The 16,291-nt window shown below is 44.1% G+C and carries 3 protein-coding genes; all 3 read left to right on the top strand.

All coding sequences use genetic code 11. The features are described 5' to 3' along the window. Positions 1 to 13 precede the first annotated feature (13 nt). From MHB67_RS03310 to MHB67_RS03320, 3 genes are read left to right on the top strand one after another with little or no spacing between them, the layout of a single operon-like run. The gene (locus tag MHB67_RS03310) at positions 14 to 9,103 is read left to right on the top strand and encodes an amino acid adenylation domain-containing protein (RefSeq protein ID WP_342492784.1); all 9,090 of its coding nucleotides are present in this window, start codon (positions 14 to 16) and stop codon (positions 9,101 to 9,103) included. A gap of 20 nt (positions 9,104 to 9,123) precedes the next feature. After that, positions 9,124 to 11,793, top strand: coding sequence for a non-ribosomal peptide synthetase (locus MHB67_RS03315; protein WP_133744830.1), 2,670 nt, complete (start codon positions 9,124 to 9,126; stop codon positions 11,791 to 11,793). After that, entirely contained in the window at positions 11,786 to 16,288 is a 4,503-nt protein-coding gene (locus tag MHB67_RS03320) for a type I polyketide synthase (RefSeq protein WP_342492785.1), read from the top strand. The genes MHB67_RS03315 and MHB67_RS03320 overlap by 8 nt, the downstream gene beginning before the upstream one ends. Positions 16,289 to 16,291: the final 3 nt, after the last annotated feature.

The following is a 16,291-nucleotide window of genomic DNA, read 5'->3' on the forward strand; positions in this document are numbered from 1 at the left end:
AGGAGATGATCCCATGGCATTACAGCCGAAAAAGCTGGATAAACAGAACATTGAAAATATGTTAGGTATCACTACGATCCAAGAAGGACTGCTTTTTCATCATTTAATGCAACCGGACGGAACGGCTTATTTTGAACAACTGCTGATCCAAATAGACGGGCCGGTTGATCGAGATCTCTTTGCACATTCATGGATGCATGTCACCAAACAGCATGAAATGCTTAGAACATTGTTTAGATGGCAGGAACTCGCAAGGCCAGTACAAATTGTGCTGAAGCAGCATCAGCCTGACATTCGATACCGTGATTTGACCCAAGCTGAGGAGCCTCTTCATTTGCTGAAAGAGGAAATAACAGCACAGGATCGAGAGGAACGATTTGATCTACAGGAAGTTCCATTTCGCTTGACATTATGTGAAGTAAATGAAGAAGTCAGCTGGGTTCTCATTAGCTTTCATCACATTTTATTGGACGGGTGGAGTCTTGGGATTGTATTAAGTGATTGGATGAGTGCATATGAGCGCTTATCAAATGAAGACCAACCTCTTCTTGAAAAAAGACCGTCCTATCAATCATTTGTTAAATGGCAGCAGCAAAATCTTCAACAGACAGAAGCGCAAGCTGTCTACTGGAAAAATGTTTTCGATGGCTGGAGTTATGCAGAACTGCTTCCAAAGTCAGGCGGCGCATATGAAGATTCAGGTGCTTTTCATCAATATGAACATCAAGTGGATGCTTCCATTGCGGAGAGGCTGAGCAAATTCACGAATCAACATGATGTGACATTGGCATCTGTCATGTATACGCTGTGGGGAGTTTTGCTATCTAAGTACGCCAACCAAGATGATATTGTCTTTGGAACAACAGTATCAGGAAGAAATGCGGATGTTCCTCAAATTGAAAAGATGACAGGTTTATTTATTAACACATTACCGCTGCGTGTCTCATTCGAACAGGATCGGCCGATTGTTGAACAGATGCAGGAAGTGAGCCGGGAAATCGCAGTGAGAAATGAATATGAACATACTCCGCTATCCGACTTAAAGAAATATGCAGGAATGACGGCAGAGCAATCATTATTTGATTCAATCGTCGTCATTGAAAACTATCCACTAGATCGAATGCTCACGAAAAGCGATCAGCCTGTGCGTATTCGCAGATTTGAGATGAAAGAACAGACGGAATTCGATCTCACGCTTAGTGTACAGGCGTTTGATGAACAGCTGCATTTTTCATTGGTGTATAACCCCGTCAGCTTTTCTGCTGAACAAATTGAAAAGTGGTGTCAGCATTTTCTTCATCTCCTGTCTGATGCTTGTGCTCACCCACAAAAATCTGCTGCTCAGTTACAGCTGCTATCAGAAGAAGAGATAGAAAAGCAGTTAACAGTTTTTCAGCAATATGGCGGGGCAACGTCTATCAATGAACCAACGGTGATTGACCTATTTGAAGAGCAAGTGGAGCGAACGCCAACGGCAGCCGCAGTTGAGTTTGGCGGTACGACGGTTACATATGAACAACTCAACAAGAGAGTGAATCAGCTCGCACGCTATTTACAAAATAAAGGGGTCAAACAGGAGCAGCGTGTCGGCATTTTAGCAGAGCATTCCATTGAAATGGTGATAGCATGCTTAGCTATTTTAAAAGCTGGCGGGGCTTACGTGCCAATTGATCCTGAATACCCGCAGGAACGAATAGAGTATTTACTAGAAGACAGCGGAGTAGAATGGCTCCTAACTCATCCGATTAAAGGACTCACCTATGCCTATAACGGAGAAAAAATTGATATCACACAGCCGGATCTATATACCGGATCATCAGATAACTTGGCAGAAGCCATCACCTCAGACCAAACAGCCTACTGCATTTATACATCAGGAACGACAGGAAGACCTAAAGGTGTACTCATTCATCATCTTGGTTTAGCCAACTATATTGATTGGGCGAAACAAGTATATGTTCGAGGAGAAACAAGGCATTTTGCTTTGTACACATCATTGTCATTTGACCTGACAGTTACTTCTATTTTCACACCGCTCATTTCAGGAAATACCATCATGATTTATCACCATGAAAACCGGCAGCTGCTTGTCGAAGATATCATAAAAGATAATCGCGTACATGTGATGAAACTGACACCATCTCATTTACAGTTTATTAAGCACCTGTCTTTCCCAGAAAGCCAAATGAAATGTTTTATTTTAGGCGGAGAACAGCTGGAAACATCTTTAGCGAAATCCATTCAGCAGTCATTCCCGCAGCCTATAGAAATTGTGAATGAATATGGACCAACTGAAACAGTGGTTGGCTGCATGATTCATCGATATGACCAGGACCTTGATCAAGACGTGTATGTACCGATTGGAAAACCTGCACAGCATACAGATATTCTTCTTTTTGACAGACATATGAATCTTATGCCGGAAGGAACCATCGGTGAATTATATATTGGGGGGAAAGGTGTTGCAAAAGGGTATTTGAATCGCCCAGAGCTGACCGAAGAGCGGTTTGTCGATCATCCTTTCCAGCCAGGTGAAAAAATTTATAAAACAGGTGATGCAGCCCGCATTCTGCCTAATGGGCTCATTCAGTTTTTAGGCCGAAATGATGATCAAGTGAAGCTGAGAGGCTATCGTATTGAAACAGGTGAGATTGAATTTTGGCTGAATGAACAGCCAGGGGTCAAAGCAGCAGCTGTTGCTGTAAAGCCAGATGTTTCTGGTACACCATGTTTAGCCGCATATGTTGTCACGACAGCCATACTCGATCAAGCTGCAATGAAACAAGCACTAGCCGATCAGCTGCCAGATTATATGATTCCAACTCACTTTGTTCAATTGGATGATATGCCGCTGACTGCCAACGGCAAATTAGATAAACGGGCTTTACCTGCTTTGAAACAGGGGCAACAAATGAAAAAGCAGGCGGGCTCTGACAATCTTTCTGATACTGAGAAAGTTATTCAAGACATCTGGAAAAAAGTCCTCGGCTTAGATGAGGTAAGTGTTCATGACAAATTCTTTGACATTGGCGGGCATTCTCTAAACCTGATTCATGTCAATCAACAGCTCGCTAAGCAATTGAATCAAAGCATTCCAATGGTCGAAATGTTCCGCCGTCCAACGATTAGAGAGCTAGCTGCATATTTAAGCGGTGCAACAGAGCAGAAGGGATCTGGCACACAGCCTGCGAACCAAAAGAAAAGAAAAGCCAACGAGCCGATTGCGATTATTGGAATGGCAGGTAAATTCCCTGGTGCAGAAAATGTTGAGACATTTTGGCGAAATTTGAAGAATGGAGAAGAATCGATTTCATTCTTTTCCGATGAAGAATTGCTAGAGGCTGGAATTGACCGCCAAACCTTTGAGCGTTCCGATTATGTAAGAGCAAAAGGTGTGATTGATGGACCTGATTTATTTGATGCATCCTTCTTCGGCTATTCACCAGGTCAGGCAGAAATGATGGATCCTCAAATACGGCTGCTGCATGAGTACGCCTATAAGGCGCTGGAAGATGCGGGGTATGTGCAGGAAGATTATCAAGGTAAGGTCGGTTTGTTTACTGGGTCCACATCCAACTTTCAATGGATTCAGCGTTTTGCATCTTCGCTTGATAGCAGCATGTCAGAGCTGTTTGAAGTGGGCTCGCTCAATGATACGTATACCGTGAGTACAAGAATTGCCCATAAATTGAATTTGAAAGGACCAGCGCTCACATTGCAAACCGCTTGTTCGACTTCTTTGGTCGCCTTGCATTTGGCCTGTCAATCCATTGCAAATGGTGATTCAGATGTAGCGCTTGCGGGAGGCGTGTCGATTTTACACCCAGTGAAATCAGGCTACATTTATCAGCAGAACATGGTGAAATCAAGCGATGGTCATTGTCGTGCCTTTGACGATCAAGCAGATGGAACTGTTGGCGGAGATGGTGTGGGTCTTGTTGCTTTAAAAGCACTTAGTGAAGCCATAGAAGATGGTGACCATATTTATGCTGTCATTAAGGGCTCTGCCATCAACAATGATGGTGATCAAAAGGTTGGCTTCAATGCTCCAAGTGTTGAAGGTCAGACAAGGGTCATCCAGGATGCCTTACATCAAGCAGATGTTTCACCAGATACGATTGAATATATAGAAACACACGGAACTGGAACGTCACTTGGAGATCCGATTGAAATAGAGGCGCTCACAAAAGCTTTCGACACAGAGAAAAAACAATTTTGCCGCATTGGGTCTGTGAAATCAAATATTGGTCATTTGGATGCAGCGGCAGGGGCAGCTGGCTTGATTAAAGCTGTGCTTTCTCTTCAGCATCACACATTTGTGCCTAGTCTTCACTTCAAAAAAGCCAATGAAAACATTGCATTTGAGCATAGTCCTTTCTTTGTAAACACTGAGCTGACCGACTGGAAGCAGCCAGTATCACATTTGCGGAGGGCTGGTGTGAGCTCATTTGGAATGGGCGGAACCAATGCGCATGTCATATTAGAAGAAGCGCCGCAAAGAGATCGTCAGCAAATGCCTCGTTCGGCTGAGCTGCTTGTCCTTTCAGCAAAGAGCAAAACGAGTTTGGAACGAATGAAAGACAACCTTGTGAATCAGTTGGAAAACACGCCTTCTCTCAATTTGGCAGACGCAGCTTATACCTTGCAAACAGGCAGGCAGTCCTTTGGATTCCGTCAAGCCTTTGTTGCGGCCAGCAGAGAAGATGCATTGCGTGTATTAACAGAAAAGCAAGGCAAGGGTATTGGGAAGCTCATGCATTCACATGTGGAGAAACAAAAGATTATTTTTATGTTTTCTGGACAAGGCAATCAATACCTCAATATGGGATTAGATTTGTACCGGGAGGAGCCTTACTTTAAGAAGCAAATGGATGCTTGTTTTCAAGCATATGAAGAAGCAACAGGGCAAAGTCTTGCCCGCATTCTTTATCCATTAGCGGCTGAAACAGAAAAGGCACGCGAAAAATTGGCAAGCACTCAATATGCACAGCCAGCCATTTTTGCCATTGAATATGCCCTTTCCATGCTCTTCATTGAATGGGGGATTCGTCCTGATGCAATGATCGGCTATAGCTTTGGCGAATTAACGGCAGCCGCTATATCAGGCCTTTTCAGCTTAAAGGAAGCGATGTCGATGGTCGCCTGCCGGGCGAATGCGATGCAGTCGTCGCCAGCTGGCATCATGATGAGTGTTCCATTACCTGAAGCAGAGTTAAAACCGATGCTTCCAAAAGATATTTCTCTCGCTGTTGTCAATGATTCCTCATGTATCGTGTCAGGTCTTGAAGCAGCGATAAGTGAATTTGAACAAGAGCTGAAGAATAACAGATTGATGTGTATGCGATTAGGTGGAACCATTGCTGCTCACTCACATGTCATGAAGGAAGCAGCGGAGCAATTTGGTGAAAAATTAAAGGATATTAAAGCCAAGCAGCTACGTATTCCATTCATTTCGAATTTGACAGGAGATTGGATGACAAGTGCGAGTGCTCAGGATATGTCCTATTGGAAAAGGCATATGACCGATACGGTTCGTTTTGCTGAAGGCATCACAAATATTTTACAGCAGGACAATATTCAATTAATTGAGATTGGACCAGGTCAAGATTTAAGCGTGATGGTCAACCGGTCACTGAACGGCATGAATCAGCATGTATGTCATGTGCTCAGACATGCAAAACAAGATGTGACGGATACTGAATTTTTACTTGGGCAGATTGGACGTCTCTGGACACACGGAATAACCATCGACTGGAACAGGTTCCATCTAAACCGTCAGCCGCAGAAAATGCCGCTGCCAACGTATGCGTTTGATCAAACCTCCTATTGGTATGATGCATCAGACCGTGTAAAACGCGATAAACCTAAGCAGTCTGGACGAAAGGAGCAAATGGATGAATGGTTCTATACCCCTTATTGGGAGGCGGACCTTTCCCCTTATGTGTCATCAGATGATTCCTCTTTTGGAGCCTTGCTTTTGTTTGCGGATTCATCTGCCTTCGGAGAGAAGGTTGCAGCCGAGCTTCTGACGAAACGGAACAAGTTCGTAGTGGTTCAGAAAGGAAATGAATTTACGAAGCATGATGAAAAAAGCTACACCATTCGGTCACATAAGCCATCTGATTATGAAAAGCTCATATCAAATCTGGCAGATGACCAAATCAACGTGTCAGAAGTTTGTCATCTATGGGGGCTTTCAGAACGACAGCCGTCTCAATCGGAAGAAGAATGGGTGAAACAAACGCAGCAAGATGCTTATTACTCCTTGCTTTATATCGGACAGGCTTTGAAAAAATCTGTTTTGGACCAAAAAGTATCCATTACAGTTCTTTCCTCATTGACGTATGCCGTTGGCGGTGAGTCTATCCTTTATCCTGAAAAAGCAATCCATCTTGGACCTGCCATGGTTATTTCACAAGAAACACCGAACTTGCGTTACCGCATTCTTGATGTCGATCGCCCGGTGGCAAATGGGGTGCAGGAAAAGAGGTTGCTGAAACAAATTAGCGATGAGTTAGATCGAACATCTGGACAGCTTCTCACGGTCTATCGAAGAAATAAGCGATATGTGAAAAAGTATGCCAAAGCTATAGTTCCCGAAACAGGACATACTCAGTTGGCTAAAAAAGATGGTGTATACATTTTAATTGGCGGTCTTGGGTTTATTGGATTGAATATTGCACAGTCTTTGACCGAGCAAACGAAGGGAACGTTGATCTTAACGAGCAGGTCTGGACTGCCTGATAGAAGCAAGTGGCAAGAGTGGCTTGCTACGCACGATGAACAGGATCCAACTAAGAAAAAAATACAAAAGGTAATGGCACTTGAAGAGGCTGGTGCAGAAGTTCTCATAAAGAAAGTAGATGTTCGCCACAGGGAAGATATCCAGCAATTGATCAACACGGTGGATGCGGCCTACGGACAGATTGACGGTGTGATCTATGCAGCTGGAGTGACGGGTGATCAATCCTTCAGAGTGATGGAGCAAACAGATGTCACATTCTCAGAATCCCACTTTGAAGCGAAGATGAATGGTGTACTTCATCTTGATGCCGCCTTAGGTGACCGATCACTTGATTTCTGTTTTGTACTGTCATCTTTGTCACCGATCTTAGGCGGACTCGGTTTCACAGCCTATACAGCTGTGAATCATTTCATCGATGCGTACGTGTATGAACGAAATCTTCGTTCAGAAATGCAGTGGTCTGTCATTAGCTTTGACGGCTGGGAATTTGAGCAGGGGAAGCAGCTTGATCTCCCTATCGGAGATGATGTCACCGAAACGTTAATTACAGAAAAAGAAGGAAGAAGGATCTTTGAACGATTGCTTTCACTGGATCAAGTGGAACAAATGGTTATTTCAACAACGTCTTTACATGATCGAATTCACCGATATGTAGACCGTTTATCCCGTGAGGAAGAGAGTGCCGGAGAGCATGCACAAGATGGAAACTTATATTCTCGGCCAGCGCTGTCAACGAATTATGTTGCACCTGAAACGGAGCTAGAGAAGGAATTAAGTCAGCATTGGCAAGCTTTCTTTAAAATTGATGAAATTGGCATAGATGATCATTTCTTTGAAATGGGTGGAGATTCTCTAAAGGCGATTACTTTCATTGGCATCATTCATCGCGCATTCAGTGTAGAGCTGACGCTTCCACAATTCTTCCAAATACCAACGATCCGATTAATGGCAGAATACATCGACCAAGCAGACACTGCTGCTTATCATGCGATTGAAAAAGCCGAAATGAAGGAGCATTATCCTCTGTCGTCTGCGCAAAAACGGTTGTATCTCATGCAGCAAATGGATGTAAGCAGCACAGGATACAACGAATTTAAAGCAGGACGAATTAAAGGAAGGCTCGATATCAACAGGTTGGAATGGGCATTTCAGCAGCTTATAAAGAGACACGAAAGTTTGCGGACAGCGTTTGTACTAGAGAATGGTGTCCCTTATCAAAAGATTGAAGAAGAGGTACCATTTGCAGTCACGTTGTTTGACCTCACAGAGGGATCGACACAAGGATCTGAGGAAGATCAAAAACAAGTGATTGAACAATTTTTGACTGCCTTTACGTTAAGTGAGGCTCCATTGATGAGAGTTGGTGTGATGAAGCTGGCAGAAGAGGAATTTGTGCTCATGCTGGACATGCATCACATTATCTCGGATGGTCTTTCTCAAGATATTTTGGTCAACGACTTTATGCAGTTATACGACGGCAGGACGCTTGAGCCTCTCGCTTTGCAATATAAAGATTTTTCAGAATGGCAAAATGACATACTTGCGTCTGAAGCATTGAAAGAATCGAGTGATTACTGGAAAAACCGGTTAGAAGGTGCCCCGCTGCTTGATCTGCCAACAGATTTCGATCGGCCAGAGGTGAGACAATTCCGCGGCGGACATTATACGTTCCGTATAGAAGAAGCGGAGCTGAACGCGTTTAAGCAGGTGATTTTAAAGGAAGACGCAACATTGTTTATGGGTCTGTTAAGTCTGTATCAGATTTTGCTTCATAAATTAAGCGGACAATCAGATATCACGGTTGGGGTTCCGGTAGCAGGTAGAAAACAAGAGGAGCTGCAGCAAGTCATTGGTATCTTTGTCAATATGCTGCCACTTCGTTTATATCCTAAAGCAGAGCTGACTTATCAGCAATTCCTTCAGGATGTAAAGGCGCATGTGATCGATGATTTCGGTCATCAAGAATATCAATATGAACAAATGGTGCAAGACCTCCAGCTGAGCCGGAGTGTCAGCCGGAATCTATTGTTTGATGCTGTGTTCGCCTTGCAAAATATGAATCAGCCAGAACTGAAAGTTGGCGGTTTAACCTTTAGTGATTATCCGTACGAGACAGGAACGTCGCGATTTGATTTACTCTGGATTGCGTATGAACAGGAAGACGGTCTTTCTTCAACGATTGAATATAATACTGAGCTTTTCACAGAGGAAACCATAGAGCGGATTGCAGGTTTGCTGAAAGACATCATGCGGGCTGTTTCAGTAGATGCGGTGAGAATAGAGGAAATTGAACTGACTTCTTCATTCAAGCAATTAGACGACGTATCTCTTTTCGAATTAGATGACTTAAAAATATAAGTAAAGAGGTGAATGGAAGAGTGATTGAACATGATGATTTTCAACTGAAAGCAGCGGCGAAGGAAAGGGTGAGGGAAAGAGCCTACTGGACATCTATTTTATCAGATGTTCAGCTGGATGGCCGCATTCCTCATACGGTTTCACAAGCCAAGCCTGCTGCTATGAACCGATCGCTTCATTCGTCCTTCCCGATGGCTGTAAACCATTCGTTAAAGCAATTATGTGGAGATTCTGATTTGCGCTTGTTTATCGTGCTGACCACAGCCGCTTTTGGCTTGCTTCAGCGTTATAGCGGAAAAACTGAGTTGATGGTGACTGTTCCTACAATGGAACAGTCCGCCAATCAATCCACCATTAATCATATGTTGCCGCTTAAGGCAGAGATTGATCCTCATATGAGCTTTAGCGCAGGGTTAGACGCAGTGAAACAATCGTTTCAGGAGGCAGTGCGTCATCAAAACTATCCTGTTCATATTTTAATGGATGAGCTTTGGCATTCAGTAGGAGATGACAAGAAGCGTGTCAATCTGGCATGTGCGTTTGAGACATTGCATGGGCATACGGACCGAGAACAGCTGCACGCGGATGTGCTCATTGTTTGGAAGAAAGAACAAGATCACCTTCATGCTGAAGTTCACTGGGATGCTTCCATTTATGACGATCAAATGATGGAGCAGTTCTCTAGACATTTCATGACACTCACGGAGCAATTTCTTATAACGCCTGAACAAGCGATGAGCACACACTCATTTTTATCTGATATCGAGAAAAGTCAGCTGTTTGATTCGTTTCAAGGTGAGTCGCTCGCTTATCCAGTGGATCGTGATATTGTGTCATTATTTCAACAGCAAGTCCAATTGCATTCAGCACGAACGGCCGTTGTGTTTGGCACCACCTCCTATACATATGAAGAGGTTGATGATTTATCGGATCGCATTGCGCTTAGACTGTCTCAAAGTCAGATGACACGTGAGACCCCAGTTGGTCTCAGAATGAATCGGTCTGCTGAACTGGTCATTGCCATTCTTGGCATTTTAAAGGCTGGCTATGCTTACTTACCGATTGATGTCCATCTGCCGATTGAAAGAATTCGGTATATGCTCAAAAACAGCGGCGCTACAGCCATAGTATCGGACGAAGACGGACACGAAGGTTTGGATGTCGAGGTTCATGTTATTCAAGACATGCTTCAAGAATCCCCCATTACAGAGAATCTCACTTGGTCTATTTCGCCTTCGGACATGGCGTATGTCTTGTATACATCGGGTACGACTGGGCATCCAAAAGGGGTCGTTATTGAACATCGTCATGTCATTAATTTGGTATACGGAATGAAAACACGCTTTTTTGATCTACTCCCTGATGATTTGCAAGTAGGGATGCTCGCTTCTCATATTTTTGATGCATCTGTTCAAACCTTGTTCCCGGCATTGCTGCTAGGGCATACGCTGCATATTGCCAAAGATGAAGTCCGTATGGATGGGCATGCGTTATGGTCATTTTATCGAGACAACCACATTCAACTGTCAGATGTGACCCCCTCTCATTTAAAGCTGATGAACAAGGCAGCAGCGCAATCGAAACAAGACTTGCCTGCTTTGAACATGCTGCTGGTGGGCGGAGAAGTGTTCACAAAAGAGCTGATGGATCAATTTTTACAGCATGTATCAGGTGAAAAACTCATGATGATTAATGCATATGGGCCTACTGAATGTACGGTTCAGTCGTCATCCTTTTTGATTCCTCATGACTGGGATGAGCAAGTCATCCCTATTGGGCAGCCGATGCCAAATGAGCATATTTTCATATGTGACAAGCAAGGTGAGCCGGTGCCGATTGGTGTTTTTGGCGAATTGTATATAGCAGGTGCTGGTGTAGGCCGTGGGTACATCAATCATCCTGATCTCAACAAGGAGAAGTTTATCAAAAACACAGAGCTGAGCAGCGGGATGTTATACGGTACGGGAGACCTTGCAAGATGGCGGTTTGATGGTTTATTAGAATTTGCTAAAAGAAACGACGGCCAAGTGAAAATCAGAGGATATCGAATTGAGCTCGAGGAAATCCGCAGAGCCCTTCTTGATGATCCAAACATACAAGGACTGGTCCAAGATGTCATTGTCATTCCTAAGGAAACGAAGGAACAGGACCAATATATTTGCGCATATATCATGGCAAAACAAGTGATAGATCAGCGCGCACTTCGACAATCTTTAAGTGAAAGATTACCAGGTTATATGGTGCCGAGGCATGTCATTCAAGTAGAGCAATTTCCTCTGAATCTATCAGGGAAATTGGATATTCAAGCACTGCCGAATCCAGAAGATCAGTTAGAAGGCAAATCAGAGCCGGTAACCATTCAGGTTCACAATGAAACAGAGCAGAAGCTTGTTCGTATTTTCGCGTCTATATTACAAGTCCCTGCTTCGCAGATTCGTATAGATGAACCGTTTTTTGATTTAGGCGGGAACTCTTTTAATATCGTTGAGCTGTCCAATAGAGTGAAAGAGGAATTTCAGCAGGAGCTGACTGTGATGGAGCTGTTCCAATATACAACGGTTTCACAAATAGCTGCTCAATTAAAACACAAAGCATCAGGGCAAGAGCAACAAACAGAGGATGATGGAGAAAATGAAGCGGATGACTTAGAAAGTGCCGCACAACTGTTAGGCGGGATGATAGATGAGTAAGTTCACAGGATTAGAGGTTGCAGTGGTTGGGATGGCATGCCGTTTTCCGGGAGCGAAAAATATTCATCACTTCTGGGACAACCTTGCAAATGGGAGAGAGTCCATTACGTTCTTTTCTAAAGAAGAGCTGCTTGAGGCAGGAGTTGAACAAGAAGCATTAGATCATAATCAATATGTTCGTGCCAAAGGAGCAGTCGATCAGCATGATCACTTTGATGCAGATTTCTTTGGTTATTCACAGCGTGAAGCAGAAGTAATGGACCCGCAAATCCGCATGTTTCATGAGGTCGCATGGGAATCCCTAGAAGATGCAGGCTATAACCCTGAAACGTATCAGGAGCCGATCGGTTTATTTGGAGCTGCTTCTGCTAATTTATACTGGCAAGCTGCTTCCATGCTGATGAGATCCAATCACTCATCAGAACAATTTGCGGCTGTTCAATTAACGGATAAAGATTTCATGAACACAAAGGTATCCTACAAATTGAATTTGAAGGGACCGAGCGTAGCTATTGATACAGCTTGTTCTTCCTCTTTGACTGCAATTCATATGGCGGCGCGTGCCCTGATTACTGGAGAATGTAAAATGGCACTCGCAGGCGGCGTCACCATTACGACCCCTCACAAAAAAGGATACATGTATCAAGAGGGCATGATCATGTCGCCGGATGGGCACTGCCGGGCTTTTGATGAACAGGCGGAAGGAACCGTTGGCGGTGAGGGCTGTGGAGTTGTTGTGCTCAAATCATTAAAGCAGGCACTAAAAGATAAGGACCATATCTATGGCGTGATTAAAGGGTCAGCCTATAACAATGACGGTGGGCGGAAGGTTGGCTACACAGCGCCAAGCATAGAAGGACAAAGCGAAGTGATTAAAAAGGCGCTCAACATCAGTCGTGTAGAAGCTGAGAGTATTTCTTATATTGAAGCACATGGCACAGGGACGACTCTTGGAGATCCGGTTGAAATTGAGTCGCTGAAGCAAGCCTTTCAAACAGATAAAAAACAGTTTTGTGCGATTGGGTCTGTGAAAACCAATATTGGTCATCTTGACTCAGCCGCAGGGATTGCAGGTTTTATCAAAACAACACTTAGTCTGTACCATCAGATGCTGCCGCCAAGCCTTCATTATAAAAAACCTAATCCGAAAATTGATTTTGAATCAAGCCCATTTTATGTGAATACAACACCTGTACCATGGAAGAAATCAGAGACCCCACTGCGTGCCGGTGTCAGCTCATTTGGAGTGGGCGGAACGAATGTACACTTGATCATGGAAGAGGCACCCGCCGCCGATAAGCCGTCAGCAGACAGAGGTCATGAACTAATGGTGATTTCGGCAAGATCGAAGCAAGCGGTACAAAAGTCTGCTGAACAAATCACATCTTATTTAACAGAACAAACGAGCGTCTCACTATCCGATGCAGCATTTACGCTGCAAGAGGGACGAAAACATTTTCCTTATCGCCAAGCTTTTCTTGCAGGTCCTGACCGCACATTCCAGTCAGCCGGCCAGCCGCAAAAGGCCTTTCAACAGCCTGCGGTCGTTTGGATGTTCTCTGGACAAGGTGCTCAGTATGTGAATATGGGCAAGGATTTATATGAGAAAGACCCTGTATTTAAACAAACGCTTCAGAAATGTTTTGCCATCATTTTATCCTTATCAGGTGTTGAGATCGAGAACGTGTTATATCCAACAACCGAAGAAGAGTTTATAGAAGCTGAACAACTCATGCAGCAAACGTCATATACACAAATCATCTTGTTTAGTTTTGAGTACGCGCTTGCGTCGAAGCTGATGGGACTAGGCATACGTCCGCATTATTTCATTGGTCATAGTATTGGAGAAATCACGGCTGCCTGTGTGGCTGGTATGATCCATCTTGAAGATGCAATCCGTATCGTTTTAAAAAGAGGCAGTTTGATGCAAAAAATGCCTCCAGGTGAAATGGCCGGTGTGTCACTCCCTGCCGAAGAGATTAAACATGATCTTCCAGAAGGTGTCGAGCTTTCTGCTGTGAATAGCTCACAATTATCCGTTGTTTCCGGTCCGTCAGATCGGTTACAGGTATATATCGAACAAGTTGAAAAAAGAGGAGCTTCTGTCCAAATATTGAAAACCTCTCACGCCTTTCATACGAGTATGATGGCCGAAGCGTCCGAACAGTTGAAGAACGTTCTCTCAGAGATCACCTATCAGCAGGGAGAGGTACCGATCCTTTCGAATGTGACAGGGAGCTGGTTAACGAATGAACAAGCCGCATCACCTGATTACTGGGCATCTCATATCAGGCAGCCTGTTTTATTTAGTCAAGGATTAGAGACATTACTTGGACTCGGAGAGATGGTTTTCATTGAAGTGGGGCCAGGTCATACGTTAACTCAATTCGTGAGACGCCATGATCACTATGATGTGAACAAAGCAGCAGCTGTTTCATTGGTGAGACATCCAAAAGAACAAGCAGCTGATGATGAATATATGGAAAAGGCCATAGGGAAACTGTGGAGTTACGGAGTGGAGCTAAACTGGAGCGCTGTCAGAAAAGTAAAGGCCCCATATCGAGTTTCACTGCCAACGTATCCATTTGAGCATCAAATATTCCCTTCACCGCAGTTTAAAGCAGATCAGTTGATGACTGCTTTAACGCCAGAAAAGATGGAGAAACGATCAGCTGATTTTCAAGACTGGTTTTACATTCCGGTATGGGAGCGCTCTTCACCTGTACTAAAGGAGCAACATCATCAAGGAAAACGCATCTTGGTATTTGAAAAAAATGGTCATATTGGCGCCTATTTGAAAGAACGGCATGCAGAAGTGATCAGCGTATGTCAAAGTGATCATACGATGAAAGAAAATGACCATTTGCTGAAGGCTGACGTTTATATGCTGTCACACTTAGAGTGGGTTATGGCTGAATTGCAGCAAGCTGGATTTATACCTGAAGAGATCATCTGGATGCATGATGAACTGACGAAAGATACCGATGATCAGCCAAACTACTTATCTGTGCTCGATCTCGTCAGACTAATCAGTCAGTATCATAACACAAGCATACGTCTTCACCTTGTGACAAGCCAAGCACATGATGTGATCGGCATGGAGAAGGTCAATCCACTTCAAGCAACATTTACAGGGCTAGCTTTGACCATTCCTCAAGAATATCAGCATATTGAGTGTCAGCATATTGATGTATGTGAGGATACAAAGGCGAATTGGCCGCTATTCCTTTCATACGAGATCGCAATGCACGATCAAGAAGCAGTCGTTGCGTATCGCGTGAACAGCAGATGGATTCGAAAAGCTTCGAGAACACCTTTAAGAAAAGAGGGATCGTCCAAGCAGCCTTTCAGGTCTAGTGGCGTTTATCTCATTACTGGCGGTATTGGCGGTATTGGCTTCACACTAGCTCAACATTTAGCAGAAACGTATCAAGTAAAACTTGTGATCATGAGCCGTTCGCAAATACGTGAACGCGCTGCCTGGCATGAGCTGCGTGATGCGAATGGGAAAGAAGCTGAGATCGTGAAAAAGCTGATGACTCTTGAAGAGTTAGGAGCTGATGTACAAGCTGTACAAGGTGATGTGTCAGATAAAGATGCTGTGCAGCAAGCGGTTCAGCTGGCTCATACGGCATTTGGTCATTTGCATGGTGTCATTCACGCGGCAGGAGAGGCAGATGGGAAAATCATTCAAGCAAGAACAGCAGACGATGAAATTCGTATGTGTCAGGCAAAAATCAATGGAACCTATGTGCTGAATGAAGCCCTCAAGGATGAAACGCTCGACTTCTTTTTACTTTGTTCCTCTCTTGTTTCCTTTCTTGGAGCGGCTGGACAAGTGGCTTATGCAGCTTCAAATGCTTTTCTGGACAGCTTTGCTCATGCCAAAAGGCAGGAAGGGAAGCCGGTTATCTCCTTAAATTGGGATCGGTGGGAGAAAGTCGGCATGGCACACGAGTCGGCATTAGCGGCCAAAGTCAATGACATGATGGCGCTCGAGGAACAGGATGGAATTTCACCAGAACAAGGAATAAGGGCCGTCCAGGAAGTGCTGTGTCTAGATTATCCGCAAATTCTTGTATCCGTTCAAGATATGGGCGAGAGAATGAAACAACGCTTAACCTCTCTGCAGCAAGAAGAAGAGCCGTCTCAAGAGATATCTCAGATCATAGATGATTGTCTAGAAGCATCCTTAAGTGATGTACTCAGCTCCTTTTTTCCTCATGAGCCGGATGTGAATGAGAATTTCTTTGAAATGGGTGCGACATCCCTTGATTTATTGCAGATGAGCGGTCAAATCAAATCAATTTATGGCATAGAGGTTCCGGTGGTCATGATGTACAGCCATCCGACCATCGCGGCATTGGCAGCAGAACTAAAGAAGATTCATGGAGTAAAGGAAGAAAAGCAAGCTGTTACTGAATCAACCAATCTTCGAAAACAGGCGATGGCAGAAGGGAAAAATCGACGTAAACAGAGATTAAAACGAAAATAGATG

Origin of the sequence: Bacillus sp. FSL H8-0516 (assembly GCF_038635285.1) — a bacterium.
Taxonomy (GTDB): Bacteria; Bacillota; Bacilli; order Bacillales; family Bacillaceae; genus Bacillus; species Bacillus safensis.